General features: G+C 66.3%; 23 protein-coding genes. 13 read left to right on the forward strand and 10 right to left on the reverse strand.

Translation table 11 applies throughout. The features are described 5' to 3' along the window. Positions 1 to 2 precede the first annotated feature (2 nt). Complete coding sequence (locus tag DU478_RS11305; protein ID WP_114511076.1) at positions 3 to 2,168, forward strand: peptidoglycan -binding protein; 2,166 nt, start codon at positions 3 to 5, stop codon at positions 2,166 to 2,168. Between the two features lie 37 nt (positions 2,169 to 2,205). Here the strand turns inward: DU478_RS11305 and DU478_RS11310 are convergent, their stop codons facing one another. From DU478_RS11310 to gloB, 3 genes are all read right to left on the reverse strand, one after another. Continuing rightward, positions 2,206 to 3,099 (reverse strand): M23 family metallopeptidase, encoded by an 894-nt coding sequence (locus tag DU478_RS11310; RefSeq protein WP_233501206.1) that lies wholly within the window; start codon positions 3,097 to 3,099, stop codon positions 2,206 to 2,208. A 68-nt stretch (positions 3,100 to 3,167) separates the two neighbouring features. Beyond that, on the reverse strand, positions 3,168 to 5,495 hold the full coding sequence (clpA, locus tag DU478_RS11315) for an ATP-dependent Clp protease ATP-binding subunit ClpA (protein ID WP_114511170.1): 2,328 nt from the start codon (positions 5,493 to 5,495) through the stop codon (positions 3,168 to 3,170). 156 nt (positions 5,496 to 5,651) lie between these two features. Beyond that, a complete protein-coding gene (gene gloB, locus DU478_RS11320; RefSeq protein ID WP_114511078.1) occupies positions 5,652 to 6,419 on the reverse strand; it encodes a hydroxyacylglutathione hydrolase in 768 nt (255 codons plus the stop codon). Positions 6,420 to 6,480: 61 nt separating this feature from the next. Between gloB and DU478_RS11325 the strand changes: the two genes are divergently transcribed. From DU478_RS11325 to DU478_RS11365, 9 genes are all read left to right on the forward strand, one after another. After that, positions 6,481 to 7,230: a class I SAM-dependent methyltransferase gene (locus tag DU478_RS11325; RefSeq protein WP_114511079.1), complete on the forward strand. Its 750-nt coding sequence runs from the start codon at positions 6,481 to 6,483 to the stop codon at positions 7,228 to 7,230. 333 nt (positions 7,231 to 7,563) lie between these two features. Next, a complete protein-coding gene (locus DU478_RS11330) occupies positions 7,564 to 8,130 on the forward strand; it encodes a F0F1 ATP synthase subunit delta (protein WP_114511080.1) in 567 nt (188 codons plus the stop codon). Further along, complete coding sequence (gene atpA / locus DU478_RS11335) at positions 8,131 to 9,669, forward strand: F0F1 ATP synthase subunit alpha (protein ID WP_114511081.1); 1,539 nt, start codon at positions 8,131 to 8,133, stop codon at positions 9,667 to 9,669. Positions 9,670 to 9,684: 15 nt separating this feature from the next. Continuing rightward, complete coding sequence (locus DU478_RS11340; RefSeq protein WP_114511082.1) at positions 9,685 to 10,563, forward strand: F0F1 ATP synthase subunit gamma; 879 nt, start codon at positions 9,685 to 9,687, stop codon at positions 10,561 to 10,563. 16 nt (positions 10,564 to 10,579) lie between these two features. After that, the gene (gene atpD / locus DU478_RS11345) at positions 10,580 to 12,004 is read left to right on the forward strand and encodes a F0F1 ATP synthase subunit beta (RefSeq protein WP_114511083.1); all 1,425 of its coding nucleotides are present in this window, start codon (positions 10,580 to 10,582) and stop codon (positions 12,002 to 12,004) included. A gap of 96 nt (positions 12,005 to 12,100) precedes the next feature. Next, positions 12,101 to 12,538: a F0F1 ATP synthase subunit epsilon gene (locus DU478_RS11350; RefSeq protein WP_114511084.1), complete on the forward strand. Its 438-nt coding sequence runs from the start codon at positions 12,101 to 12,103 to the stop codon at positions 12,536 to 12,538. 97 nt (positions 12,539 to 12,635) lie between these two features. Next, on the forward strand, positions 12,636 to 13,298 hold the full coding sequence (locus DU478_RS11355) for a MarC family protein (RefSeq protein WP_114511085.1): 663 nt from the start codon (positions 12,636 to 12,638) through the stop codon (positions 13,296 to 13,298). Positions 13,299 to 13,398: 100 nt separating this feature from the next. Continuing rightward, positions 13,399 to 13,749, forward strand: coding sequence for an H-type lectin domain-containing protein (locus DU478_RS11360; RefSeq protein WP_114511086.1), 351 nt, complete (start codon positions 13,399 to 13,401; stop codon positions 13,747 to 13,749). 58 nt (positions 13,750 to 13,807) lie between these two features. Further along, positions 13,808 to 15,481 carry a mechanosensitive ion channel family protein gene (locus DU478_RS11365; RefSeq protein ID WP_114511087.1) on the forward strand — a complete coding sequence of 558 codons (1,674 nt, stop codon included), beginning with the start codon at positions 13,808 to 13,810 and terminating at the stop codon, positions 15,479 to 15,481. A gap of 83 nt (positions 15,482 to 15,564) precedes the next feature. Here DU478_RS11365 and DU478_RS11370 read toward each other — a convergent pair whose 3' ends face one another. After that, positions 15,565 to 16,572, reverse strand: a complete 1,008-nt coding sequence (locus tag DU478_RS11370; RefSeq protein WP_114511088.1) for a ribose-phosphate pyrophosphokinase — start codon at positions 16,570 to 16,572, stop codon at positions 15,565 to 15,567. 104 nt (positions 16,573 to 16,676) lie between these two features. Here DU478_RS11370 and DU478_RS11375 point away from each other — a divergent pair, with 104 nt between their 5' ends. After that, positions 16,677 to 17,276 carry a 2-hydroxychromene-2-carboxylate isomerase gene (locus DU478_RS11375; protein WP_114511089.1) on the forward strand — a complete coding sequence of 200 codons (600 nt, stop codon included), beginning with the start codon at positions 16,677 to 16,679 and terminating at the stop codon, positions 17,274 to 17,276. Next, positions 17,273 to 18,076, forward strand: a complete 804-nt coding sequence (locus DU478_RS11380; RefSeq protein WP_114511090.1) for an alpha/beta fold hydrolase — start codon at positions 17,273 to 17,275, stop codon at positions 18,074 to 18,076. The genes DU478_RS11375 and DU478_RS11380 overlap by 4 nt, the downstream gene beginning before the upstream one ends. Here DU478_RS11380 and plsY read toward each other — a convergent pair. Further along, positions 18,073 to 18,681, reverse strand: a complete 609-nt coding sequence (gene plsY, locus DU478_RS11385; protein ID WP_114511091.1) for a glycerol-3-phosphate 1-O-acyltransferase PlsY — start codon at positions 18,679 to 18,681, stop codon at positions 18,073 to 18,075. The genes DU478_RS11380 and plsY overlap by 4 nt on opposite strands. 273 nt (positions 18,682 to 18,954) lie before the next feature. On the opposite strand from plsY, the gene DU478_RS11390 reads away from it, so the two are divergent. Further along, the gene (locus DU478_RS11390) at positions 18,955 to 20,406 is read left to right on the forward strand and encodes an alanine/glycine:cation symporter family protein (protein WP_114511092.1); all 1,452 of its coding nucleotides are present in this window, start codon (positions 18,955 to 18,957) and stop codon (positions 20,404 to 20,406) included. 41 nt (positions 20,407 to 20,447) lie between these two features. Here DU478_RS11390 and pyrC read toward each other — a convergent pair whose 3' ends face one another. The 5 genes from pyrC to DU478_RS11415 all read right to left on the reverse strand — a co-directional run bounded on the left by pyrC (position 20,448) and on the right by DU478_RS11415 (position 25,398). Next, positions 20,448 to 21,740: a dihydroorotase gene (gene pyrC, locus DU478_RS11395; protein WP_114511093.1), complete on the reverse strand. Its 1,293-nt coding sequence runs from the start codon at positions 21,738 to 21,740 to the stop codon at positions 20,448 to 20,450. Continuing rightward, positions 21,737 to 22,282, reverse strand: coding sequence for an aspartate carbamoyltransferase catalytic subunit (locus DU478_RS11400; protein WP_199488332.1), 546 nt, complete (start codon positions 22,280 to 22,282; stop codon positions 21,737 to 21,739). Before DU478_RS11400 ends, pyrC begins: the two co-directional genes overlap by 4 nt. Before the next feature lie 5 nt (positions 22,283 to 22,287). Continuing rightward, positions 22,288 to 23,238 (reverse strand): aspartate carbamoyltransferase catalytic subunit, encoded by a 951-nt coding sequence (locus DU478_RS11405; RefSeq protein WP_114511095.1) that lies wholly within the window; start codon positions 23,236 to 23,238, stop codon positions 22,288 to 22,290. A gap of 88 nt (positions 23,239 to 23,326) precedes the next feature. Continuing rightward, positions 23,327 to 24,952: an AMP-binding protein gene (locus DU478_RS11410; RefSeq protein WP_114511096.1), complete on the reverse strand. Its 1,626-nt coding sequence runs from the start codon at positions 24,950 to 24,952 to the stop codon at positions 23,327 to 23,329. Further along, a complete protein-coding gene (locus tag DU478_RS11415) occupies positions 24,949 to 25,398 on the reverse strand; it encodes a cupin domain-containing protein (RefSeq protein ID WP_114511097.1) in 450 nt (149 codons plus the stop codon). The genes DU478_RS11410 and DU478_RS11415 overlap by 4 nt, the downstream gene beginning before the upstream one ends. Between the last annotated feature and the right edge of the window lie 52 nt (positions 25,399 to 25,450).

The raw sequence follows: 25,450 nt of genomic DNA on the forward strand, positions 1-25,450 counted from the left end.
TCATGGCCCTCTCGCGGCGCACGGGACAGCGGTTCCAGTCCTCGATCTGGCCGGGCTTCGTCGACGCGATGACCGGCCTGCTGCTGGTGCTGATGTTCGTGCTGACCATCTTCATGGTGGTGCAGTTCGTCCTGCGCGAAACCATCAGCGGGCAGGAAACCGAGCTCGACACCCTGTCCGGCGAGATCGCCGCACTGGCCCAGGCGCTGGGGCTGGAGCAGCGCCGCAACACCGCGCTGTCGAACCAGCTGGGCGCCCTGGAGGCCACGCTCGAGGATCGCGATGCGCGGCTGGCAGAGCAGGAGGGCATCATCGCCGCCCTGACCGGCACCCGTGACCGGCAGGCGGCCGAACTGGCCGAGGCCGAGGGCCGTATCGCCTCTTTCGAAGAGCAGGTCGCGGGGCTTCTGGCGGAACGCGACACCGCCCGCGCGCAGGTGGCCGAACTCGAGGATACGCGCGCAGACCTGCTGTCGGAACAGGAGGCGCTGAACCTCGCGCTGGCCACTGCCCGCGACGAGGTCGATGCCCAGGCCGAGGCGGCACGCCTCGCCGCCGCCCGCCGCGACGCGTTGGAGGCGCTGGTGGCCGACCTGCGAAGCCAGAATGCCGAGGCCGAGGATCGCGCGACGGCGCTGACCGCGCAGGTCGACGACCTGTCGGCGCAACTGTCCGACGAAGAAGCGCAGCGGCTGGCCGAGGCCGAGGCGGCCGCGGCCTTGCGGGCGCGGCTGGAAAACGCCGATGCGGAGCTGACCGCGATGACGCTGGCGCTGGAGGAAGAGCGCGCCCGGGCCGAAGAGACGCTGACGCTGCTGGCCGCCGCCCGCGCCGCCGAGGACGACCTGAACGCGCAATTGGCGGCGGCGATCCTCGCCGGGGAAGAACGCGCCGAGGCGCTGCAGGCCCGGCTGGACGCCGCGCAAGCCGATCTCGACCGGCAGGAAACGCAGGCGCAGGATGTGGCGGAACTGCGGCAGGAGGTGCAGGACGCACGGGCTGAGGCCGAGGCGGCCCGCGCGCAGTTGGCCGAGGCCGAGGAGGCCACGACCGAGCTGACCTCGCTGGAGGCGCGGCTGGCGGCGGCTCTGGCACGGGTGCAGGAGGCCGAGGGGCTGGAGGCGAGGATCGCCGCGCTGCGCGCCGAGAACGAAACATTGTCGAGCGGGGCCGAAGACAAGGACGCAGTGATCGCCGATCTGCGCGCGTCGCTGGCCGAGGCCGAGGCGCAGCTCGCGGCGCGCGGCGACGATACGCGGTCGCTGGAAGAACAGCTTGCCTCGGCTCTGGCGGCGCGCATGGGCGCCGAGGCCTCGGTCGAGGAAACGCGCGAGAAACTGGCCGCTGCGCTGGCCGCGCAACGCGCCGCCGAACGCAGCGCCGAACAGGCGATGACCCAGGCCGAAACCCGTGCCGCGTTGCTTTCAGAGGCGCAGTCGCAGCTCGAGACGCAGACCGACCGCGCCAGCGAGGCGACGCGCCGGACCGAGGCGCTGAGCCAGCAGGTCGCGGCTTTGCGCCGGCAGCTGAATGCGCTGCAAGGTCTGCTGGACGAGGCGCGCCAGAGCGATGCCGAGGCACAGGTGCAGTTGCAGTCGCTGGGGGCTGACCTGAACGCCGCGCTCGCAAAGGTCGCGGCCGAGGAACGGCGGCGGCGGCAGTTGGAAGAAGCGGAGCGCAAACGGCTGGAAGCCGAGACGCAGGACCTGCAACGCTACCGGTCGGAGTTCTTCGGACGGCTGCGCGACGTGCTGGGCAACCAGGAGGGTGTGCGGATCGAAGGCGACCGCTTCGTGTTTTCCTCCGAAGTGCTGTTCCCGCCGGGCGAGGCGGACCTGTCGGCGACGGGGCGGCAGGAAGTGGCCAAGGTGGCCGGCATCCTGCGCTCGGTCGCGGATGACATCCCCGAGGGCATCGACTGGGTGATACGCGTCGACGGACACACGGATGACGTCCCGATCCGCCCCGGTGCCCGCTTTGCCGACAACTGGGAGCTGAGCCAGGCGCGGGCGCTGTCGGTGGTCAAATACATGATCGACGGTCTGGGCATCGCGCCCGGCCGGCTGGCGGCCAATGGGTTCGGGGAATTCCAGCCGGTGGACCCGGCGAACACCGCCGAAGCACGCGCGCAGAACCGGCGGATCGAGCTGAAATTCACCGAGAAGTAGCGGTAGGCTCTTCCGCCCTGACGGGCGTCCTCGCGGGTCACTCCACCCGGATCGTCGCGTGGCGGCGGGCGAGGATCACCCCGTCGCGCAGCAGCGTCACATGGCCGGTATAGCCCCCTGCCGGCCAGCCGCCGTCGGGCGCGCGGCGGCCCGAGGCACGGAAGAGCTGCGCCATGCCGTCTTCGATGGTCTGGGTCTGGGAAAAGATCTCTCCCTCCGGTCCGCTGGCGGAAAAGGCCATCTGGTCGCCGTCTTCGGAGTGGAATGCAAATCCGTAAAGTACGATGTCGTGGTCCGGCCGCGCGGTTTCGCGGCGGGCGGCGCCGGATTGCACATGCGTGAGACGCGGCACCGAGGTCGAGAACCCGGCGGTGAAAAGCCCGGCGCGAGCGTAATCCGGCGTCTCCAGCCAGAGCGAGCCGCTGTCGGCGCCGCAGGTCTGGCTGGCGCCGGCGTTGAAGGGGTCGATGGTCTCTGCGTCCCTGAGAAGGGTGAAGTGGAGATGGGCGAAATTCGACTGGCCGCTCATGCCGACCTGACCCAATGGCGCGCCCGCCTCGACCCGCTCACCGCGCGTGACGCTGAGGCTGCCGCGTTTCAGGTGGCAATAGAGCGTCTGGTAGCCGTTGCCATGGGCGATGCGCACGGCGTTGCCGCATTCCTGGCCCTTGATGCGCGCGGCGACCTCGGCGGTGTAGGGTTCGTCCGCCACCCCGTCGCGCACGGCCTGCACGGTGCCCGCGGCGGCGGCGCGCACGGTCACGCCGCGGTCGATCTCGTTCTGGGACAGAAGCGCGATATCGGTGCCCTGGTGGCCGTCGCGCGACTTCAGCCCGCAGGTGTAGTCGTGCTGGGCGAAGGTGGGATCGGCGTCGACATAATCCTCGATAAAGCAGGTCTCGCCCAGCGTGCAGTCAAGCGGCAACGCCAAAAAAGGAACCTCCGCCGCGGTGGGCGCGGCGGAGGTCATGGCCAAAGCGGCAAGCCAGCCGTGGCGCATCACTCTGCGGTCAGCAGGGGCGGCTTGTTGCCGGAGATCCGGCGTTTCTCGGGACCTTGCAGGTCGAGAACGAGCTGCCCGTCCTTGACCGATACCTTGACGACACCGCCCTTGGTGAGCTTGCCGAAAAGCAGCTCTTCGGCCAGCGGCTTCTTGATGTGCTCCTGGATCACGCGGCCCAGCGGACGCGCGCCCATCTTGTCGTCGTAGCCCTTGTCCGCCAGCCATTCGGCGGCGGGCTTGGTCAGTTCGATGGTCACGTTGCGGTCCATCAGCTGTGCCTCGAGCTGCAGCACGAACTTTTCCACCACCTGCAGGATCGTATCCTTGGGCAGCGGCGCGAAGCTGATCACTGCGTCCAGACGGTTGCGGAATTCCGGCGTGAACGTGCGTTCGATCGCGGCGGTATCCTCGCCCTCGCGGCGGTCGCGGCCAAAGCCGATGGCGGCCTTCGCCTGTTCCGCGGCCCCGGCGTTCGAGGTCATGATCAGGATCACGTTGCGGAAATCCACCGTGCGGCCGTTGTGATCGGTCAGCGTGCCGTGGTCCATGACCTGCAGCAGGATGTTGTAGACATCCGGGTGCGCCTTCTCGATCTCGTCCAGCAGCAGGACGCAATGCGGGTGCTGGTCAACGCCATCGGTGAGCTGGCCGCCCTGGTCGAAGCCGACATAGCCCGGAGGCGCGCCGATCAGGCGGCTGACCGCGTGTTTCTCCATGTATTCCGACATGTCGAAGCGCAGCAGCTCCACACCCAGCGTGTCCGCCAGCTGCTTTGCCACCTCGGTTTTCCCGACGCCGGTGGGGCCGGCGAAGAGGTAGTTGCCGATGGGCTTTTCCGGTTCGCGCAGGCCGGCGCGGGCCAGCTTGATCGCCGAGGACAGCGCCGTGATGGCGTTGTCCTGGCCGAAGACCACGCGCTTGAGCGACGCCTCCAGATCCTTGAGCACTTCGGCGTCCGACTTCGACACGTTCTTCGGCGGGATGCGGGCGATCTTGGCCACGACATCCTCGATCTCTTTCGCGCCGATGGTCTTGCGCCGCTTGCTGTCGGGCAGCAGGTGCTGCGCCGCGCCCGCCTCGTCGATCACGTCGATCGCCTTGTCGGGCAGCTTGCGGTCGTTGATGTAGCGCGCCGACAGTTCGACGGCGGTCTTGACCGCGTCGGCGGTATATTTCACGCGGTGATGTTCCTCGAAGTACTCCTTGAGGCCCTTGAGGATCTTGATCGTGTCGGGCACCGACGGTTCGTTCACGTCGATCTTCTGGAACCGGCGGCTGAGCGCGCGGTCCTTTTCGAAGTGCTGGCGGAACTCCTTGTAGGTGGTCGATCCCATGGTGCGCAGCTTGCCGCCCTGCAGCGCGGGCTTCAGCAGGTTAGAGGCGTCCATCGCGCCGCCGGAGGTCGCACCGGCGCCGATCACGGTGTGGATCTCGTCGATGAAGAGAACGGCGTCGGGGTGATCCTCGAGCTCGGTGACCACGGCCTTGAGCCGTTCCTCGAAGTCGCCGCGGTAGCGGGTGCCGGCGAGCAGCGCGCCCATGTCGAGCGAGTAGATCGTCGCCTCGGCCAGCACCTCGGGCACCTCGCCGGTGACGATCTTGCGGGCAAGGCCCTCTGCAATGGCGGTCTTGCCGACACCCGGATCGCCCACCAGCAGCGGGTTGTTCTTGCGGCGGCGGCACAGAACCTGAATGCAGCGCTCCACCTCGGATTCGCGGCCGATCAGCGGATCGACATCGCCCTTCCGCGACTTCGCGTTCAGATCGACGCAATACTTGTCGAGTGCGGATTCGTTCTTTTCGGCGGCGGCCTGATCGGTCGCCTGCGCCTCTTCCTCGATCTCGGGCGCGCCGGAGACGGGGCGGCTTTCGCCGTATGCGGGATTCTTGGCGACGCCGTGGGCGATGAAGTTCACCGCGTCGTAGCGCGTCATGTCCTGCTCCTGCAGGAAATAGGCGGCGTTCGACTCGCGCTCGGCAAAGATCGCCACGAGCACGTTGGCGCCCGTCACTTCGGTCCGGCCGGAGCTTTGCACGTGGATCGCGGCGCGCTGGATCACGCGCTGGAAGGCGGCGGTGGGCACCGCTTCGGAGCCTTCGATGTCGGTCACGAGGTTCGACAGGTCCTCGTCGATGAATTCCACCAGAGTGGTGCGCAATTCCTCGGTGTCGACATTGCAGGCTTTCATGACACGGGCGGCGTCGGGTTCGTCTACCAGCGCCAGCAGCAGATGCTCCAGCGTGGCGAATTCGTGCGAGCGCGAATTGGCCAGCGCCAGCGCCGCGTGAATGGACTGCTCAAGTGTGGTCGAGAATGAAGGCACGTTGTGCTCCTTCTTAATCTGTGCCGGGCCGTGCATGCGGTCCAGTCTGGACTCTTGTGGTTAAAGTTTGGTCGATTGTGACCGCGCTTCAAGTTTTTTCTGTGAAAATCCCAGTCACAAACGAAGGCGTGTTCGAAACGTGACGTGATTTCGGGCTCAGAAGGCGTCCTTGCGTTTCCGGATCTCGGCAAAGACGGCGGCGTCAGGCGATTGCGACAGTCCCAGCCCGTCCTTTACGTGCTGATCCGAGGCGCGCAGGAACGGGTTGGTGGCCAGTTCCTCGGAAAGCAGCGACGGCACCGTCGGGCGGTTTTCGTCGCGGGCGCGGGAAATGGCGTCTGCACGAGAAATAAGCGCTGCGTTGTCCGGATCAATAGTGAGCGCGAATTTCGCGTTGGCGGCGGTGTATTCGTGGCCCGAGCAGACGGTGGTGTCGGCGGGCAGGGCCGCGAGTCGCGACAGGCTGTCCCACATCTGTTCCGCCGTGCCCTCGAACAGCCGTCCGCAGCCCAGGGCCATCAGGCTGTCGGCGGTGAAGACGGTCCGCGCATCCGGCACGTAAAGCGCGATATGCCCGACGGTGTGGCCCGAGACGTCCATCACCTGCACCTCGTGGCCGGCGAAGTCGAAGCTGTCGCCATCCGACACCGACCGGTCCAGCGGCGGCAGCCGGTGCTTGTCGGCGAGCGCCCCGGTGACGCGGGCGGGATGCTTCGACAGCAGCTTCTCGACACCCTGAATGTGATCGTCGTGATGATGGGTGAGCCAGATCTCGGACAGGGTCCAGCCGCGGGCGGTCAGTTCGGCGTCGATCGGGTCGGCATCGGGGACGTCGATCACCGCAGTCTCGCCAATATCGCTGTCGTGTAGAAGGAAGGTGTAGTTGTCGCTGAGGGCCGGGAGCGTCACGAGTTCGAGGGGCATGGTCATTCCGTTTCGTCAGGGTACACTGGACCCAGCTTGGACGATCCGGACGAGGGCCGCAATGCATCTGGATGTACAGGATCTGCGCAGCTTCTATTATCGCAGCGCCCTGGGCCGCGCGGCGCAGAAGGTGGTGCGCGACGAATTGCGGCGGTTCTGGCCGGACACCAAGGGTCACACGGTCGCGGGCTTCGGGTTCGCCGTTCCGCTGTTGCGCCCATTCCTGCCCGAGGCGCGCCGGGTCATCGGCCTGATGCCGGCGCCGCAGGGCGTCATGCACTGGCCCGCCGGCCTGCCCAACGTGTCGGTGCTCTGCGAGGACGCGCTCTGGCCGCTCGAAACCGGGCATGTCGACCGGCTGGTGATGATGCACGGGCTCGAAACCTCCGAGAATCCCTCGGCCCTGCTGGACGAAGCCTACCGGGTGCTGGGGCCGGGCGGGCAGGCGCTGTTCATCGTGCCGAACCGCTCCGGTCTCTGGGCGCGCTCGGATCGCACGCCGTTCGGCTACGGGCGGCCTTACTCGCTGGGCCAGCTCGAGGATCAGCTGAAGAAGCACGACTTCATCCCCGACACTCATGTCTCGGTCCTCTACCAGCCGCCGTCGACCCGGCGTTTCTGGATGCGCACCGGGCCGTTCTGGGAACGGGTGGGCCGGGCGATTCCCGCGATCATGGCGGGCGGCGTGATGATGGTGCTGGCAACCAAGCGCTATCCGCCGACCCGCGCGGGACTGGGCGAGGCCAAGCGGGCCCGCAACCCCCTGGGCGCGCTCACCCCCAGCCCCGGCAAGGTGGCCAAACCGGTCTGACGCCCGTCCCGCCTGGACAGCGCATGGGGCAGGGCATTTTGCCGCGCCCCGGGGGTGCAGCCTGCAGAATCGCCGCGAGGCGCAGGTGCGGCCGCCGCTCACGGCGCCGTGAAGCCTTGCGGCTATGGCGGGGACCGCACCGCCGCAGGCTTTGCCAAGTGCCTGAAATAAGGACTCACCGCGCATGCCAAAAACATCTTACCATGTTGCGGGGTGGGGGAGCGTCTGCTACATCCGCGCTGATTTTGATACCTTGGGCGACGTCCGAGGGCACGGAAACGCCTCCGCGGACCTTGGAAACAAGCAGCCCGACGGGGGCATAATATCGGAAGGGTGGACGTGTCTGAATCAGCTTCGATTTCCTCCGGCATCGCGCAGCGATACGCCACGGCGATCTTCGAGATCGCGAAAGAGAACAAGCGGCTCGACAAGCTCGAGACCAATCTGAGCGATCTGCACACGGCCCTGGGCGAAAGCGCCGATCTGCGCGATCTGCTGAAGTCGCCGGTGCTGACCCGCGACGAACAGGCCAAGGCGATCAAGGCCATCGCCAAGAAGATGAGCCTGATCCCGGCATTGCAGAACGCCCTGGCGCTGATGGCATCGAAGCGCCGCCTGTTCGTGGTCCCGCAGATGGTGACCCAGCTGCAGGAGATGATCGCCGAGGAAAAGGGCGAGGTCACCGCGGACGTCGTATCCGCCAAGGCGCTGACCGACGCGCAGGCCAAGAAACTCTCCGAAACGCTCAAGGCCAAGATGGGCCGCGACGTGAAGATCAATGCGTCCGTCGATGAAGCACTCATCGGCGGTCTTGTCGTCAAGGTGGGCTCGAAGATGATCGATACCTCGATCCGCTCCAAGCTCAATTCCCTCCAGAATGTAATGAAAGAGGTCGGATAAATGGGTATCCAAGCAGCCGAGATTTCTGCGATCCTGAAGGATCAGATCAAGAACTTCGGGCAGGACGCCGAAGTTGCCGAGGTGGGCCGCGTGCTCTCCGTCGGCGACGGTATCGCGCGTGTCTATGGCCTCGACAACTGCCAGGCCGGCGAGATGGTCGAATTCCCCGGCGGCATCCAGGGCATGGCGCTGAACCTCGAAACCGACAACGTCGGCGTCGTGATCTTCGGCTCCGACCGCGACATCAAGGAAGGTGACGTCGTCAAGCGCACCAACTCGATCGTGGACGTGCCGATCGGTGACGGCCTGCTGGGCCGCGTCGTGGACGGCCTCGGCAACCCGCTCGATGGCAAGGGCGAGATCAAGTCCGACACCCGCGGCGTCGCCGACGTCAAGGCACCGGGCATCATCCCGCGCAAGTCCGTGCACGAACCGATGGCCACCGGCCTCAAGTCCGTGGACGCCATGATCCCGATCGGCCGCGGCCAGCGCGAGCTGATCATCGGCGACCGTCAGACCGGCAAGACCGCCGTGGCGCTCGACACCATCCTGAACCAGAAAAGCTACAACGACGCGGCGGGCGACGACGAGAGCAAGAAGCTTTACTGCGTCTACGTCGCCATCGGCCAGAAGCGGTCGACCGTGGCGCAGCTGGTGAAGAAGCTCGAGGAAACCGGCGCCATCGACTATTCCATCGTCGTCGCCGCGACCGCGTCGGACCCCGCGCCGATGCAGTACCTCGCCCCCTACACCGCGACCGCCATGGCAGAGCATTTCCGCGACAACGGCCGTCACGCGCTGATCGTCTACGATGACCTGTCCAAGCAGGCCGTGTCCTATCGCCAGATGTCGCTGCTGCTGCGCCGTCCGCCGGGCCGCGAAGCTTACCCGGGCGACGTTTTCTACCTGCACTCGCGCCTGCTCGAGCGGTCGGCGAAGCTGGGCGACGAGGCCGGCAACGGCTCGCTCACGGCGCTGCCGATCATCGAGACCCAGGGCGGCGACGTGTCGGCGTTCATTCCGACCAACGTGATCTCGATCACCGACGGCCAGATCTTCCTGGAAACGGAACTGTTCTACCAGGGCATCCGTCCGGCCGTGAACACCGGTCTGTCGGTGTCGCGCGTGGGTTCTTCGGCCCAGACCAACGCGATGAAATCCGTCGCGGGCCCGGTCAAGCTGGAGCTGGCGCAGTACCGTGAAATGGCGGCCTTCGCGCAGTTCGGCTCCGACCTCGACGCCTCGACCCAGCGCCTGCTTAACCGTGGCGCGCGTCTGACCGAGCTGATGAAACAGCCGCAGTATTCGCCGCTCACCAACGCGGAAATCGTCTGCGTGATCTTTGCGGGCACCAAGGGCTATCTCGACAAGATCGCCGTCGGCGACGTCGGCCGGTTCGAGCAGGGGCTGCTGAGCCACCTGCGCGGCAAGCACAAGGATCTGCTGGATTACATCACCGTCGAGGATCCGAAGATCAAGGGCGAAGCCGAGGACCGAATCCGTGCCGCGCTGGACGAATACGCCAACGACTTCGCGTAAGGGAGAGGTAGGCACATGCCGAGTCTCAAGGACCTGAAAAACCGGATCGAGTCGGTCAAATCGACCCGCAAGATCACCAAGGCCATGCAGATGGTGGCCGCCGCGAAACTGCGGCGGGCACAGGATGCCGCCGAACAGGCACGTCCCTATGCCGAGCGCTTCGCCGCCGTCATGGGGGCGCTGGCCGCCTCCGTGGGCGACAGCGACACGGCGCCGAAGCTGCTGTCCGGAACCGGCAAGGAAGACGTGCACCTGCTGGTCGTCATGACCGCGGAACGCGGCCTCTGCGGCGGTTTCAACACCAACATCGCCAAGCTGGCCCGCCAGCACGCCAAGAAGCTCGAAGCGAACGGCAAGACGGTCAAGATCATGACCGTCGGCAAGAAGGGCCGCGACAACCTGCGCCGCGACATGGGCGACCGGTTCATCGCGCACGTGGACCTCACCGAGGTGAAGCGCGTGGGCTACGGCGACGCGCAGGGCATCGCGCGCGGCATTCTCGAACGGTTCGACGCGGGCGAATTCGACGTCTGCACGATCTTCTATTCGGAGTTCGAGAACGTGGTGACGCAGATCCCCACGGCGCAGCAGATCATCCCGGCGGATTTCGACGCCCCGGAAGAGGGCGACGAGGCCACCACGCTCTACGATTACGAGCCCAGCGAGGAAGAGATCCTGGCCGACCTGCTGCCGCGCGGCGTGGCGACGCAGATCTTTGCAGCTCTGCTGGAAAATGCCGCGTCCGAACAGGGCGCGCGGATGTCGGCGATGGACAACGCCACGCGCAACGCGGGCGACATGATCGAAGACCTCACGATCGAATACAACCGTTCGCGTCAGGCCGTCATCACGAACGAGCTGATCGAAATCATTTCGGGCGCGGAAGCGCTCTAAGGACCGGAGACAACACATGGCAAACGCAAAAGGCAAAATCACCCAGGTGATCGGCGCCGTCGTTGACGTGCAGTTCGGCGAACACCTGCCGGCGATTCTGAACGCACTGACCACCGACAACCACGGACGCAAACTGGTCCTCGAAGTGGCGCAGCACCTCGGTGAAAACACCGTGCGCTGTATCGCGATGGACGCAACCGAAGGTCTCGTGCGCGGTCAGGAAGTGACCGACACCGACGGCCCGATCTCGGTGCCGGTGGGCAACGCCACGCTGGGCCGCATTCTCAACGTCGTCGGCGAGCCCGTGGACGAAGGCGGGCCGGTCAATGCCGACGAATACCGCCCGATCCACGCGCAGGCTCCGGCGTTCAGCGAACAGTCGACCGAATCCGAGATCCTCGTCACGGGCATCAAGGTGGTGGACCTGCTGGCGCCTTACGCCAAGGGCGGCAAGATCGGCCTCTTCGGCGGCGCCGGCGTGGGCAAGACGGTTCTGATCATGGAACTGATCAACAACATCGCCAAGGTGCACTCGGGCTTCTCGGTCTTCGCCGGTGTGGGTGAGCGGACCCGCGAGGGCAACGACCTCTATCACGAGATGATCGAATCCAACGTGATCAAGCCGGACAACCTGGCGGAATCGCAGGTGGCGCTGGTCTACGGCCAGATGAACGAGCCTCCGGGCGCGCGTGCCCGCGTTGCCCTGACCGGCCTCACCCTGGCCGAGCAGTTCCGCGACCAGTCCGGAACGGACGTTCTGTTCTTCGTGGACAACATCTTCCGCTTCACGCAGGCGGGGTCCGAGGTGTCGGCGCTTCTGGGCCGTATTCCTTCGGCCGTGGGCTACCAGCCGACGCTGGCTACCGACATGGGCCAGATGCAGGAGCGGATCACCTCGACCAAGGCCGGTTCGATCACCTCGATCCAGGCCGTCTACGTTCCTGCGGACGACCTCACCGACCCCGCGCCCGCAACCACCTTTGCGCACCTCGACGCGACGACCGTTCTGTCGCGCGCGATTTCCGAACTGGGCATCTACCCGGCTGTGGACCCGCTCGACAGCTCGTCGCGCCTGATGGATCCGCAGATCGTGGGCGAAGAGCACTACCAGGTGGCGCGCGACGTGCAGGGGATCCTGCAGCGCTACAAGTCGCTTCAGGACATCATCGCCATCCTCGGCATGGACGAACTATCCGAAGACGACAAGCTGACAGTGTCCCGCGCCCGGAAGATCCAGCGCTTCCTGTCGCAACCCTTCGACGTCGCCAAGGTCTTCACCGGCTCCGACGGCATCCAGGTGCCGCTGGAAGACACGATCGCGTCCTTCAAGGCGGTTGTGGCCGGCGAATACGACCACCTGCCCGAAGGCGCCTTCTACATGGTGGGCGGCATCGAGGACGTGAAAGCCAAGGCCGAGCGTTTGGCCGCCGACGCCGCCTGATCGGAAACCGGAGCCGCTCTTTCAGCCCCTGCGGGCTGTCCTCGCGAGGAGGCCCGCACGGGCCGAGGAGCGGACCCCGAGCAAAAGGACTGACACATGGCTGAAACCATGCAATTCGACCTGGTGAGCCCCGAGCGTCGCCTGATGTCGGCCGAGGCCGTGTCCGTGCGGATCCCCGGGGCCGATGGCGACCTGACGGCCATGCCCAACCACGCGCCGCTGATCACCACGCTGCGTCCGGGTGTCATGACCGTCGAGACCGAGAAGGGCACCGAGGAATTCGTCGTCACCGGCGGTTTTGCCGAGATCGGCGGCGAGGGCGTGACCATCCTCGCCGAACGCGCCCTGCCGCGCGCCGACGTGGACCAGGAGACCTACGAAGCCTTGGTCGAAGAGGCGCAGGAAGCCTACGGCAAGGCCAAGGAGACCTTCCAGAACGAACCCGGCCCCGTCGACGACGCGGCGAAACTTTTGTCGGACATGGTCGCCGTCGGCACCCATATCGGCCTGTCGCCGAAGCAGCCTAACCTCTGATCCGGCAGCCAGTGCAATCGGCAGGGGGCCTCGCCAAGCGCGGGGCCTTTTGCATTCAAATCGGGGACACAGTCCCGCGATCCGAGGAACCGCCCAGATGCCCGAACTCGACTGGCCTTCGATCATCCGCGAACTGATCACGCTGTTCGTCGTGATCGACCCGGTGGGGTCGCTGCCGGTCTTTTACTTCGCAACGGCCACCGTCCCCGCGGCACTGCACTGGCGCTTTGCCCTGCGGGCCGTGGCCGTCGCGACGGTGGTGCTGATGCTCTTCCTCGTTGCCGGGCAACTGGTGCTCGAGGCGCTGGGGCTGCGCTTCGGCTCCTTTCAGATCGCGGGCGGCATCATCCTCTTCCTCTTCGCCATGAGCATGATCTTCGGCGATGCCAAACCCGCGCGCGAGATCGAAGAGGCCGAACGCGACCACCTGGCCGGCGCCGTCTTCCCGCTGGCGATGCCGTCGATCGCGTCGCCCGGCGCGATGCTCGCCATCGTGGTGCTGACGGACAACAACCGGAACTCCATCCCCGACCAGATGGTCACCGCCGGTCTGCTGTTGCTGGTGCTGCTGGTCACCCTTGTCCTGCTGCTGCTGGCCGCGCGGCTCAAACGGGTCATCGGCGGTACCGGGGCCAATGTCATCAGCCGGGTCATGGGTATCGTACTGGCCACCGTGGCGGTCGACGCGGTTCTGGGCGGTCTGGAGGCGGTCGGGGTGCTGGACCTTCCAGAAAGCCCGGCGCTGATCGCGGGCGAGTGATCGCGGGGGCGTGGGGCTGGGCGCCTCGAAAGTCCCGATTTCCCGTTCCCATTTCGGCGCAAATCGCTGATTATGCCCGGAGAAACGGCAAGAGGCAGGTATGAAGAGATTACGCGGAGCCACGGTTGGCGTCGATCAGGGCAATGTGGAGCTGTTTTCCGAGTTCGCCAGCGGCGGCGACATGTGGGTCGGTTCCGGATCGCGCGAGCGTCGCAAGTGGATAGAGTTCTCCGCCGCCTATCGCGACATCCCCTCCGTGCACCTGTCGCTGTCGCTTTGGGACATGGACAGCAACGCCAATGTCCGGGCCGACCTCACCGCCGAGAATATCGGCTTGAAGGGGTTCGACATGGTGTTCCGCACCTGGGGCGACACCCGCGTCGCCCGCGTCCGCATGGCCTGGATCGCTATCGGCGAGGTCCAGGGCGAGGATGACTGGGAACTCTACTGAGGCCGCTGATGCCGATGCCCGCGGGAACCCGGCGGACCCTTGGCGGGTTTCATAGCGGATGGACCGGCTCCGCATCCTGATCCGAACGGCATTTGTCCCGTTTCTCCTGGTCTGCCTGTGCGCGGGCCAAGCGGCCTATGGCCAGGCCGCCGATGCGGCGAGCTGGTACGAGGTCGAAGACCTGAATCGCGGGCTTGGTCCGGTGCCCGCCGACGTGGACCGCACGACGCCGCGGTCGAGCCTGGAAAGCTTCCTTGCCGAGGCGCGGGAGGGCGACTGGCACGCGGCGGCGCAGGTGCTGGACCTTTCGGCCATCCCCGAGAACGAGCAACGCACCCGCGGCGCGCAGCTGGCGATGGATTTCCTGGTCCTTCTCGAGCGCAAGATCGTCATCGACTGGTACGACCTGCAGGACCGGCCTGACGGTCTGGATTCCCGCCAGGCCTCCGAAGCGGCGATGGCGGGCAAGCCGCGCCGGTCGCTGCTTCTATGGTACGTCGATCTCGACAACCGGCCGATCCCGATCCGGCTCAACCGCGTCAAATCGGGGCAGGACCCGCCGGTCTGGGTGCTGTCGAGCCAGACGGTCGACAACCTGCCCCAGCTTGCCGATGCCTACGGGCCCTCGCGGCTTGAGCTGATGCTGCCGCAGGCGCTGCGGGAATCGGCTGTCTGGGGCCTGCGCCTGTGGGAGGTGGTGGCGCTGCCGCTGGGGCTGATGCTCACCGCCTTCATGGGGTGGCTGACCCATCGCGTCTTGTCGAAGGGGTTCAACCGCGACCGTCGAATCGCGCCGGAAAGCCTGCGCGTCGCGGCCCGCGGTCCGCTGATCCTGCTGGTGATGACCGTCACCCTGTCACTGGTCACCAAGAAATTGTTCGTCTTTTCCGGCCGGATCGACACGATCCTGTCGCCGCTGGAGATCCTCGGCATCGTGGCGGCGATCCTCTGGCTCGTGGTCAATGTCGCAGATGCGATCCTGGCGCGTCTGGTGTCCTTCGACGGCGGCGAGTTGAGCGAGATCGGCGACGGCCAGGAAGAGCGCCGCGCCATGGCCACCAAGGTGTCGGCCGTGCGGCGCCTGCTGATCGTTCTGATCGTCTTCATCGGCGCGGGCATCGTGCTGAACGAGGCAAGCGTGATGCAGTCGCTGGGCCTGTCGCTGCTGGCGTCGGCGGGGACGATCACGCTGGTCGCCGCCTTCGCCGCGCGCAACATTCTGTCGAACATCATGGCGTCGCTGCAGATCGCCATGAACCAGTCGGCCCGGATCGGCGACAAGATCGTCTTTCGCGACTACCTCTGTTCGGTCGAACGGATCAACTTCACCTATGTGCAGCTGCGTGTCTGGACCGGCAAGCGGCTGGTGGTCCCGGTGGTCGACTTCGTCGACGAACCCTTTGAGAACTGGACCATGCAAGAGCCGTTCCTGTTGATGCAGGTGACGCTGCGTCTGCGCCACGACGCGGATATCGAGCCGCTGCGCGACGCCTACCATGCTATTCTCGACGAGATGGACGAAGAGGACGAACAGCGCGACAGCCGGGGCGCCTATGTCTCGGATCACGACGTCTTTGGCCAGCACGTGCTGTTCCTCGTGCCCTGCCAGGACCCGAACACCGCTTGGGCCCGCGCCTGCGAGGTGCGCGAAAAGCTGTTGCAGGAGGCGCGGAAGATCGATGCCGAGACGACGCCGCTCTTCCCGCAGGTGCAGGCGATGGACGCCGTCTGATCTTTGCCTCGGCGGCTCTTACCGACACGCTGCCAGTCGAACGGCAGCGCGTGATCCGATCGGGTTTGCCCGGCCCGAGAGGCTCAGAGAATGCCTTCGTAAATCGGACCCAGCGTGTCCGTTTCGAACAGCGACGACACCGAAGTGCCGTTCCAGATGTTAAGGATCGCCTGCGCGAACATCGGTGCGGTGGGCACGATGCGGATGTTCGGCGCCGATGTCACCGCCTCGGTGGCCTGGATCGAGTCGGTGATGACAAGCGTCTTCATCACCGATTTGGTGATGCGCTCGACCGCGGGGCCGGAAAGCACACCATGGGTGATGTAGGCATGCACCTCCGTGGCGCCGTGACCCATCAGGACCTCCGCGGCCTTGCACAGCGTGCCGGCGGTGTCGCAGATGTCGTCGACGATGATGCAGCGCTTGCCGGCGACTTCGCCGATCACGGTCATCTCGGCCACTTCGCCGGCCTTTTCCCGGCGTTTGTCGACGATCGACAGCGGCGCGCCTATGCGCTTGGCCAACTCGCGCGCGCGGGCAACGCCGCCCACGTCCGGACTTACCACCATCACGTCGCTCATGTCCTTGAACTGGTTCAGAACGTCCAGAGCGAAGATCGGCGAGGCATAGAGGTTGTCGACCGGCATGTCGAAGAAGCCCTGGATCTGCGCCGCGTGCAGGTCCATGGTCAGGACCCGCTCGATTCCCGCTTCGGCGATCATGTTGGCCACGAGCTTTGCCGTGATCGGCGTGCGCGCCTTGGTGCGGCGGTCCTGCCGGGCATAACCGAAATAGGGGATTACGGCGGTGATGCGCGCGGCCGACGACCGGCGCAGCGCGTCCGACATGATGAGCAGTTCCATCAGGTTGTCGTTGGCGGGGTTCGACGTCGACTGGAGGATGAACATGTCTTCGCCGCGCACGTTCTCGAACACCTCGACAAAGATTTCCTGATCGTTGAACCGTTCGACCCGGGCATCGACAAGACCCACGGACATGCCGCGATAGAGCGACATGCGCTTGGCGATGGCCTGCGACAGCCGCAGGTTGGAGTTGCCCGAAATGATCTTGGGCTCGATGACGGTGGGCATGCGCGGGCGGCTCCGGCTGTTGCAATGACAGATTCGTGACGTTGCGCTTCGCTTAACATGCCCTTACCAATCGGGGAAAGGCAGACCAGCGCAGGAGCGGCCGGATGGCACATATCGACTATTATTTCTCGACACTTTCGCCGTTTACCTACCTCGCCGGGATGCGTCTGGAAGACATCGCCGCGAAACATGGCGCGGATATCACCTACAAGCCGCTCGACGTGATTGCGCTTTTTGCCCGCACCGGCGGCGTCGCCCCCAAGGATCGGCACCCGAGCCGCATGGAATACCGGTTCCAGGAACTCGAACGCGCGCGCAAGAAGACCGGCCTGCCGCTGACGCTGAAGCCGGCGCACTGGCCCACCAATCCCGCCCCGTCGAGCTATGCGATCATCGCGGCGCAGAATGCGGGCGGTGGCGACCTGGGCAAGCTGACGCACAGCTTCCTGCGCGCCTGCTGGGCCGAGGAAAAGGACATCGCCGACGACCAGCTGATCCGCGACGCGCTGACCGAGGCGGGCTTTGACGCGGGGTTGGCGGACAGCGGGCTTTTGAGCGGGGCCGAGACCTATGCCCAGAACCTCGAAGAGGCTGTGGCCAACGGCGCCTTCGGCTCGCCCTTCTATATCGTCGACAGCGGCCAGCGCTTTTGGGGCCACGACCGGCTCGACGATCTCGACAGGCACCTGGCCGGAGAGCTGTGACCTTCGTCTCCTCGATGGGCGCCGTACATGTCCGAAAGCTGGGGCAGGGGCCGGGGCCTGCGATCCTGCTGCACTGCGCGCTGGCGCATGGCGGCGCCTGGAAACCGGTGATGTCGCATCTCGGCGACCGGCTGGACGCGGTGGCGCCGGACATGCCCGGCCACGGCCGCAGCGCCGACTGGGACGGGCAAGGCGACCTGCATGACCGGGTGACAGCCAATGCCGCCGCGCTCCTGACCGGTCCCACCCATGTCATCGGTCATTCCTTCGGCGCGACCGTTGCGCTGCGGCTGGCGCTCGAGCGGCCCGAATACGTGCGCTCCCTGGTGCTGATCGAACCGGTGCTCTTTGCCGCCGCCCGCGCCGCCGACCCCGCCGCCTATGACGCTTACCGCGACTGGGGCGCGCCGATGGCCCGCGCCATGGCCGCGGGCGACTGGACCGAAGCCGCGCGCCGCTTTACCGCAAGCTGGGGCACGGGGCAGGGTTGGGAGGACCTGACCGAGGCGCAGCGCGCGCAATATACTCGCCAGATGCCCCTGATCGCGGCGACGCAGCCCGCCCTGCTGGACGACAGTCGCATCCTGCTGCGACCCGGCGGTCTGGAAGCTTTGCAGATGCCGGTCTTGATGCTGCGCGGCGCGAAGAGCATGCCGATCATGGGCCCGATCCACACCGCGCTTTTTGCGCGCATTCCGCAATCCCGCGACGTCGAGATCCCCGGCGCGGGTCACATGGTGCCGATCAGCCACCCCTCGGCCGTTGCCGCCGAGATTGGACCGTTCCTCGACGCCGCCTAGCGCTTTTCGCCGATCCTGGGTTCGGTCCCGGCCTTGAGCCGCCAGATGTTCTCGCGGTGGCGCCAGAACACCAGCAGCGTCAGCAGGACGCCGAGGACAAAGGCGTCCGTATGTGCAGTGAGAAACATCCAGATCGTCGAGAACGACGCCGCCAGAAGCGCGCCGAAGCTCGAAATCCGGGTCAGCGCCACGCCCGCGATCCAGGTGGCGCAGCACAAAAGGCCGACCGGCCAGATCAGAGCCAGCATGATGCCGAGAAAGGTGGCGACACCCTTGCCCCCCTTGAAACGCAGCCAGACCGGGTAGCAATGGCCCAGGAACGACGTCAGCGCCGCGACCTGCGCCGCGTCCTCTCCTGCAAAGGCGCGAGCCAGCAGAACGGCCACTGCGCCCTTGGCGCCGTCCAGTAGCAGCGTCCCCGCGGCGGCCGACTTGTTGCCGGTGCGCAGCACGTTGGTGGCGCCGATGTTGCCCGACCCGATGCTGCGCAGATCGCCCAACCCCATGATCTTCGTCAGGATCACGCCGAAGGGGATGGACCCCAGAAGGTAGCCGATCAGCGCCCAGAGCAGCAGCAGCTCTTGCGGAGTGGTCATTGGCGGCATGGGCGGGGTCCTTGCAGGCGTCGGTTGACTTTGTGTAGCCGAACTTCCCGCCGGATCAAACTTTTGTGCGTCGGCGCTCATGTTACCGTCGCAGGATGTTGCCAGTTGGGCGCGGAGAGCCGTCGCGCCGTCCGTCGGACAGCCTGTGCACCGCCATGAAACTGCGCAATGTTCCGGGGCTGGCTGCCGGAAATCTACCGGAGGCGGCATCCAAGCTTGAAAGTCCCAATCATTCGCCGCAGGCTTTCGGAAAACAACAGCGGGGACGGACCGATGGGCTTTCTGGACACAATTTTCGGCGTCATCAATGACTTGACATGGGGGTGGGCGCTCGTTCCATTCCTCGTCGTGCTGGGCGTCTTCTTTACTGCGGCCAGCGGTTTCATCCAGTTCCGCTTCTTCAAGCGCATGTTCAACGTCCTGCGCGGCACCGACGAAGACAACGATCCCACCAAGATCAGCGCGCGCGAGGCGCTGTTCATCTCGGTGGGTGGGCGCGTCGGCGGCGGCAACATCGCCGGGGTCGCCGTGGCCATCACCGCGGGCGGTCCGGGCGCGGTGTTCTGGATGTGGATGATCGCGCTCATTGGCATGTGTACCGCGCTGGTCGAGGCGACGCTGGCGCAGGTCTACAAGCGCACCGATGAGAACGGCGACTACCGCGGCGGCCCCGCGCGCGCCATCGTCAGCGGGCTGGGCGAGAACTACCGCTGGCTCGCGTCGATCTACGCCGTCTGCCTGATCGCGTCCTTCGCCATCGGCTTCAACGCCTTCCAGGGCAACACCGTGGCCGGGGCGGCACTCGACTCGATGGAGATCCCGCGGCTCTGGACGGGCCTCGCACTGTCGGCGCTGACCGGGGTGATCGTCTTCGGCGGCATACACCGCATCGCCAAGGCGGCGGACGTGATCATCCCGATCATGGCCATCGGCTATATCGCCATGGCGCTGATCGTGATCGTTCTGAACATCTTCTCGCTGCCCGCCGTGATCTGGGACATCGTCGCCAACGCCTTCGGCCTGCGCGAAGCGGTGTCTGGCGGCATCGGGGCGGCCATCGCCCAGGGCCTGCGGCGCGGCCTCTTCTCCAACGAGGCGGGCCTCGGCTCTGCCCCCAACGTCGCGGCGACGGCCTATGTAAAGCATCCGGTGAGCCAAGGCATCACCCAGAGCTTTTCGGTCTTCATCGACACGATCCTGATCTGCTCCTGCACGGCCTTCGTGATCCTGCTGGCAGATGTCTATCAGCCCGGGGCCGAGGGCATCGACGGCGTGGCGCTGACGCAGCAAAGCCTGGTGGAGCATCTGGGCGGCTGGACGCAGTATTTCCTGACCGTGGCGATCCTGCTATTCGCTTTCTCGTCGATCATGTACAACTACTACCTGGGCGAAAACGCCCTGACCTTCATGACCGAAAACCCGATGGCGGTGCTGGTCCTGCGGCTGGCGATCATGGGGATCGTGTTCCTTGGCGCGGTCGCGCCGGGCGCGACGGCGGTGTTCTCGTTCTCCGACCCGATGATGGGCATCCTCGCCGTGGTGAACCTGCTGGCGCTGATGATGCTCTTCCCGATCGCCATGCGCGTGATCGGCGACTTCCGGGCGCAGCTGGCGGCGGGTGTGGCGAAGCCGGTCTTCGACCCGGCGAAGTTCCCCGATCTCGACACCGATCCCACCGCCTGGCCGGATGCGCCAGGCGCCAAGGCCGCCGCGGCCAAGGCGTAGGACAAGATCCCACGGCGCGGCCTAACGGTCGCGCCGTGGGCCTAGCCGAAGACGCGCTGCCCGCCGACCCAGGTGCCCAGCACCTTGCCTTGCAAGCGCGCGCCGTCAAAGGGTGTGTTCTTGGATTTCGACTCCAGCTTGAACCGGTCGAGGATCAGCGGTTTGTCCGCGTCGAAAAGCACGAGGTCGGCGGGTGCGCCGGTGCTCAAACGGCCACAATCCAGGCCCAGCCGCCGCGCGGGGTTCAGCGTCATCGCGCGGAACAGGGTCGGCAGGTCCAGATCGCCGGAATGCACCAGCCGCAGCAGCACCGGCAGCATCGTCTCGAGCCCCACGGCACCCGAGGCGGCCTCCTCATAGGGCAAACGCTTGCTTTCCTCGTCCTGCGGGGTGTGGAACGACCCGACGATGTCGATGAGACCCGTGCGCAGCGCCTCGAGCACCGCCTGCCGGTCGTCCTCGGACCGCAGCGGCGGCTTGACCTTGAAGAAGGTGCGGTAGTCGGCCACGTCCAACTCGTTCAGCGTCAGGTGATGCATCGAGATGCCCGCGGTCACGTCGAAGCCGTTGCGCTTGGCCCTTTCCAGCGCGGGCAGGGCGCGCGCGGTGGTGATCTGGTCGGCGTGGTAGCGCACGCCGGTCATTTCCACGAGCGCGATGTCGCGGTCGAGCCCCATGCGCTCGGCCATCGGCGTGACGCCCGGCAGGCCGCGCAGGGAGGCAAACTTGCCGCTGGTCACCGCCGCACCCGCCGACAGGCCCGGGTCCTGCGGATGCATCATCACCAGCGCCCCTAGGGACCGGGCGTAGGTCATCGCGCGGCTCAGCACCTTGGTGTCGGTCACGACGTGGTCGCAATCGGTAAAGGCCACCGCGCCCGCGTCCATCAGGAACCCGATCTCGGTCATCTCGCGGCCTTCGCGGCCCTTGGTCAGCGCCGCCATGGGCAGGACGTTGACGGGGGCGGCCTCGTTGGCGCGGCGGCGGATGAACTCGAGCGCCTCGGGCGTGTCGATGGCGGGCAGCGTGTCGGGCCGGGTGACCATGGTGGTGACCCCGCCCGCCGCCGCGGCAAGGCCCGCGGAGCGGAAGCTCTCCTTGTGCCGTTCGCCCGGTTCGCAGACTTTCACGCCGATATCGACGATACCCGGCGCGACGAAGGCGCCGCCCGCGTCAAGGCGCGCGGGCGCGGGCACCCGGTCGGTGCCGACCTCGGGTTCCGGCGTGTCGAAGACCTCGGCGATGCGACCGCCCGAGAGTAGCAGCGCGCCGGGGCGGACCTCGCCGGCCTCGGGGTCGATCAGGCGGGCGTTGAAGATTAGCGTGTCGGTCATGCGCCGCCCCCCAGGGCAAAGGCCAGCACCGCCAGCACGATGACGACCAGCGCCGCGAGGATGAGCTTGAGCGTCGTCGAACTGCCCTTGGACACCGGCCCGCCGGGGGCGCCGCCTTCCAGCGCACCCTCTGCAGAGGCGCTGCGCAGCGGGCGGCCGATGGGTGCCTTGGTCTCATCCGCGTAGCTGCCGACCCAGCGCAGCGGCGACTGGATGTTGAGCGTCTGCGCGGTGCGGTCGAAGGCGGCGCTGGTTAGGATCACCACATGCCCGCGCAGCGCATCGAGCCGTGCCCTGTCATCGCGGAAATCCTGCCCGGTCAGGCCGTAGCCTTCTGCAAGATAGGTGGACAAAGGCATGTCGCCCAGGTCGCGGATCGCCACCACCTCCACGAAAGCCGCACGCAGGCGCTTGGCGCCCAGCCCGTATTGCAGCGGCCATTCGCCGGTCCCGGCCTGCGCGGTGTAGCGCTCGACCGCCTCGGGCGGCAGGTCCAGTTGAAAGACCCGGGTGATGCCCGCGTCGAATTCCGAGATGTCCATCCGGGTCACACCATCACCTCTTTCGGCCGGGCCCGCAGGTTGCGCGCCAAAAGGTCCATCGCCGCCATGCGCACGGCAACGCCCATTTCCACCTGTTCCTGGATCACCGAGCGGTTGATGTCGTCGGCCAGGGTGCCGTCGATCTCGACCCCGCGATTCATCGGGCCGGGATGCATGACGATGGCGTCGTCCTTGGCAAAGCCCAGTTTCTCCGCATCCAGTCCGAAGCGGTGGTAATACTCCCGCTCGGACGGGATAAATCCGCCGTCCATGCGTTCCTTCTGCAGCCGCAGCATCATCACCACGTCGACGTCGCGCAGCCCTTCGCGCATGTCGTCGAAGACCTCGACGCCGAACTGGTCGATCCCCGCGGGCATCAGCGTCGGCGGACCGATCAGGCGCACGCGGTTCTCCATCTTGCCCAGCAGCAGGATGTTCGACCGCGCGACGCGCGAATGGGCGATGTCGCCGCAGATCGCGACCGACAGCCGGTGCAGGCGGCCCTTGGCGCGGCGGATCGTCAGCGCGTCGAGCAGCGCCTGGGTGGGATGTTCGTGGCGCCCGTCACCGGCGTTCAGCACCGCGCAGTTGACCTTTTGCGACAGCAGATCCACCGCGCCTGATTGCGGATGCCGTACCACCAGCAGGTCGGGGTGCATGGCGTTGAGACTCATCGCCGTGTCGATCAGCGTCTCGCCCTTCTTGATCGAGCTGGCCTGCATCGCCATGTTCATCACATCCGCGCCCAGCCGCTTGCCCGCCAGTTCGAAACTGGCCTGGGTGCGGGTCGAGTTTTCGAAGAACATGTTGATCTGCGTGAGCCCCGACAGGATGCCCGAGCGTTTCTCGCGCTGGCGGTTCAGGGTCACGTACTTGTCCGACAGGTCCAGCAGCGTGGTGATCTCGTCCGGGCGCAGGGGTTCGATCCCCAGAAGGTGACGCTGATCGAAACGCATGGGCGGGCTCCTGTTGGGGACGCCGCGGTTATAGGAAGCAGGGCCGGGGGCGGCAAGCGGGTTTGCCGCGATCCGGACAGGGGCGCGGTCAGGCGCCGGATTTCAGACGGAACCGCTGGATCTTGCCGGATTCGGTCTTGGGCAGGGCATCGAGAAACTTCACCGACCTTGGATATTTGAACGGCGCGATCACTGCCTTGACGTGATCCTGCAGCGCCTTGACCATCGCCGCGTCACCGGTGTGGCCCTCGCCCAGCACCACATGCGCCTCGACGATGCTGCCGCGTTCGGCGTCGGGCTGGCCGACCACCGCGCATTCCGCCACCGCGTCGTGCGACAGCAGCGCCGCCTCCACCTCGGGGCCGGCGATGTTGTAGCCCGAGGACACGATCATGTCGTCGTTGCGCGCGGCGAAATGCAGGTAGCCGTCCTCGTCCATGGAAAAGGCGTCGCCGGTGATGTTCCAGCCATCGAGCACGTAGCCCGTCTGCCGGTCGTCGGCGAGGTAGCGGCAGCCCGTGGGCCCGCGCACCGCCAGCCGCCCCACCGTGCCGCGCGGTACCTCGGCGCCGGCATCGTCGATCACCCTGGCCTCGTAGCCGGTGACCGGCTTGCCGGTGCAGGCGGGGCGGTGATCGTCGAAGCGGTTGGTGACGAAGATGTGCAGCATCTCGGTGGCGCCGATCCCGTCGAGCATGGGCTTGCCGGTCTTTTGCTGCCACTCGTCATAGACCGGCGCGGGCAGCGTCTCGCCCGCCGAGACCGCCGCGCGCAGGGACGACAGGTCCGCGCCCTCGTCCATGGCCCGCAGCATCACGCGATAGGCGGTGGGGGCGGTGAAACAGACGGTGGCTTTGAATTTCTGGATGATCTCGATCATGTTGGGCGGCGAGGCATTCTCGAGCAGGGTCGCCGCGGCACCGAAGCGCAGCGGAAACACCGCAAGGCCGCCCAGCCCGAAGGTGAAGGCCAGCGGCGGAGAGCCGACGAAGACATCCTCGGGGGTCACGCCCAGCACCTCTTTCGCATAGCCGTCCGCGATGATGAGAATGTCGCGGTGGAAATGAATCGTCGCCTTGGGCGACCCTGTGGTGCCCGAGGTGAAGCCCAGAAGCGCCACGTCGTCGCGGGCCGTCGGAACCGCTTCGAACAGCACGGGCTTTTCCAGCGCCAGCCGGTCAAGCTCGGCATCGTGGTTCGACGTGCCGTCGAAGCCCACAACGGTCTTGAGGAAGCCGCTGGTCTTGGCGCAGGTGGCCATCTCGTCCATCAGCCGCGTGTCGCAGAAGGCGAACTGGATTTCCGCCTTGTCGACGATCTTGGTCAACTCACCGGCGCGCAGCATCGGCATGGTGTTCACGACCACGGCGCCCGCCTTGGTGGCCGCGAGCCAAACCGCGACCATCGCCGGGTTGTTGGCCGACCGGATCAGAACCCGGTTGCCGGGCTTGACGCCCAGATCCGACACCATCGCGTGTGCCAGCCGGTTGGTCCAGTCGGTCAGCTCCTTGTAGGTGCGCCGCCGGCCGTTGCCGATCAGCGCCGTGCGGTCGCCGAAGCCGCGTTCGACCATGGCGTCGGTCAGCTCCACCCCGGCATTGATCCGCTCGGGGTAGTCGAAGCCATCGAGCCGCAGGTCCGGCCACTGCTCGGGTGGCGGCAGGTTGTCCCGCGCGAAGGTGTCCACATGCGCAGAAGGGCCGAGGGGTGTCATGCGTTGGCCTCTTCGGGCAGGAATTCGACCTCGTGCCGGGCCGACAGCTCGACGATGCGGGGAATGTCGGTCTGGTCGTGCAGCGCTTCGAAGAGATCGCGCAGCTGGCCCATCGGCGACACCCAAAAGAGCGCCCGGCAGGGCTTGTCGGACTTGTTGAAATAGCCGTGCGGGATGCCGCGCGGCATCCGCACCAGATCGCCCGCGCGGGCCTTGGTCCAGACGCCGTCCAGCTTCAGGTCCAATTCGCCCTCCTGCACAAGGATGAATTCGTCCTGCGTCGGATGGATGTGCACGGGCACGAACTGGCCCGGTTCGGAATTGGTCTCGAAGGCGAAGGTCGATTCGCAGATCGCTTTGGGATAGTAGGTCTGCCCGAGGATGTTCCAGACCGTGCCGTGCTGGCCGGTGCCGTTCTCGGTGATGCCTTTTTCCAGATCCGTCATGGTCTTGCTCCCGTGTTGGCGCCCCGTTTGCCGGGGCTGCAAAGTGACACCG

It is taken from the genome of Thalassococcus profundi (assembly GCF_003344785.1).
In the GTDB taxonomy this organism is placed as follows: domain Bacteria; phylum Pseudomonadota; class Alphaproteobacteria; order Rhodobacterales; family Rhodobacteraceae; genus Puniceibacterium; species Puniceibacterium profundi.

Excerpts from the sequence above, each read along its gene's own strand:
- DU478_RS11305 (WP_114511076.1), top strand. The coding sequence starts at position 3 with ATGGCCCTCTCGCGGCGCACGGGACAGCGGTTCCAGTCCTCGATCTGG.
- gloB (WP_114511078.1), bottom strand. The coding sequence starts at position 6,419 with ATGCCCCTCGAACTCGTGACGCTCCCGGCCCTCAGCGACAACTACACC.
- DU478_RS11325 (WP_114511079.1), top strand. The coding sequence starts at position 6,481 with ATGCATCTGGATGTACAGGATCTGCGCAGCTTCTATTATCGCAGCGCC.
- atpA (WP_114511081.1), top strand. The coding sequence starts at position 8,131 with ATGGGTATCCAAGCAGCCGAGATTTCTGCGATCCTGAAGGATCAGATC.
- DU478_RS11340 (WP_114511082.1), top strand. The coding sequence starts at position 9,685 with ATGCCGAGTCTCAAGGACCTGAAAAACCGGATCGAGTCGGTCAAATCG.
- atpD (WP_114511083.1), top strand. The coding sequence starts at position 10,580 with ATGGCAAACGCAAAAGGCAAAATCACCCAGGTGATCGGCGCCGTCGTT.
- DU478_RS11350 (WP_114511084.1), top strand. The coding sequence starts at position 12,101 with ATGGCTGAAACCATGCAATTCGACCTGGTGAGCCCCGAGCGTCGCCTG.
- DU478_RS11355 (WP_114511085.1), top strand. The coding sequence starts at position 12,636 with ATGCCCGAACTCGACTGGCCTTCGATCATCCGCGAACTGATCACGCTG.
- DU478_RS11360 (WP_114511086.1), top strand. The coding sequence starts at position 13,399 with ATGAAGAGATTACGCGGAGCCACGGTTGGCGTCGATCAGGGCAATGTG.
- DU478_RS11365 (WP_114511087.1), top strand. The coding sequence starts at position 13,808 with ATGGACCGGCTCCGCATCCTGATCCGAACGGCATTTGTCCCGTTTCTC.
- DU478_RS11370 (WP_114511088.1), bottom strand. The coding sequence starts at position 16,572 with ATGCCCACCGTCATCGAGCCCAAGATCATTTCGGGCAACTCCAACCTG.
- DU478_RS11375 (WP_114511089.1), top strand. The coding sequence starts at position 16,677 with ATGGCACATATCGACTATTATTTCTCGACACTTTCGCCGTTTACCTAC.
- plsY (WP_114511091.1), bottom strand. The coding sequence starts at position 18,681 with ATGCCGCCAATGACCACTCCGCAAGAGCTGCTGCTGCTCTGGGCGCTG.
- DU478_RS11390 (WP_114511092.1), top strand. The coding sequence starts at position 18,955 with ATGGGCTTTCTGGACACAATTTTCGGCGTCATCAATGACTTGACATGG.
- pyrC (WP_114511093.1), bottom strand. The coding sequence starts at position 21,740 with ATGACCGACACGCTAATCTTCAACGCCCGCCTGATCGACCCCGAGGCC.
- DU478_RS11400 (WP_199488332.1), bottom strand. The coding sequence starts at position 22,282 with ATGGACATCTCGGAATTCGACGCGGGCATCACCCGGGTCTTTCAACTG.
- DU478_RS11405 (WP_114511095.1), bottom strand. The coding sequence starts at position 23,238 with ATGCGTTTCGATCAGCGTCACCTTCTGGGGATCGAACCCCTGCGCCCG.
- DU478_RS11410 (WP_114511096.1), bottom strand. The coding sequence starts at position 24,952 with ATGACACCCCTCGGCCCTTCTGCGCATGTGGACACCTTCGCGCGGGAC.
- DU478_RS11415 (WP_114511097.1), bottom strand. The coding sequence starts at position 25,398 with ATGACGGATCTGGAAAAAGGCATCACCGAGAACGGCACCGGCCAGCAC.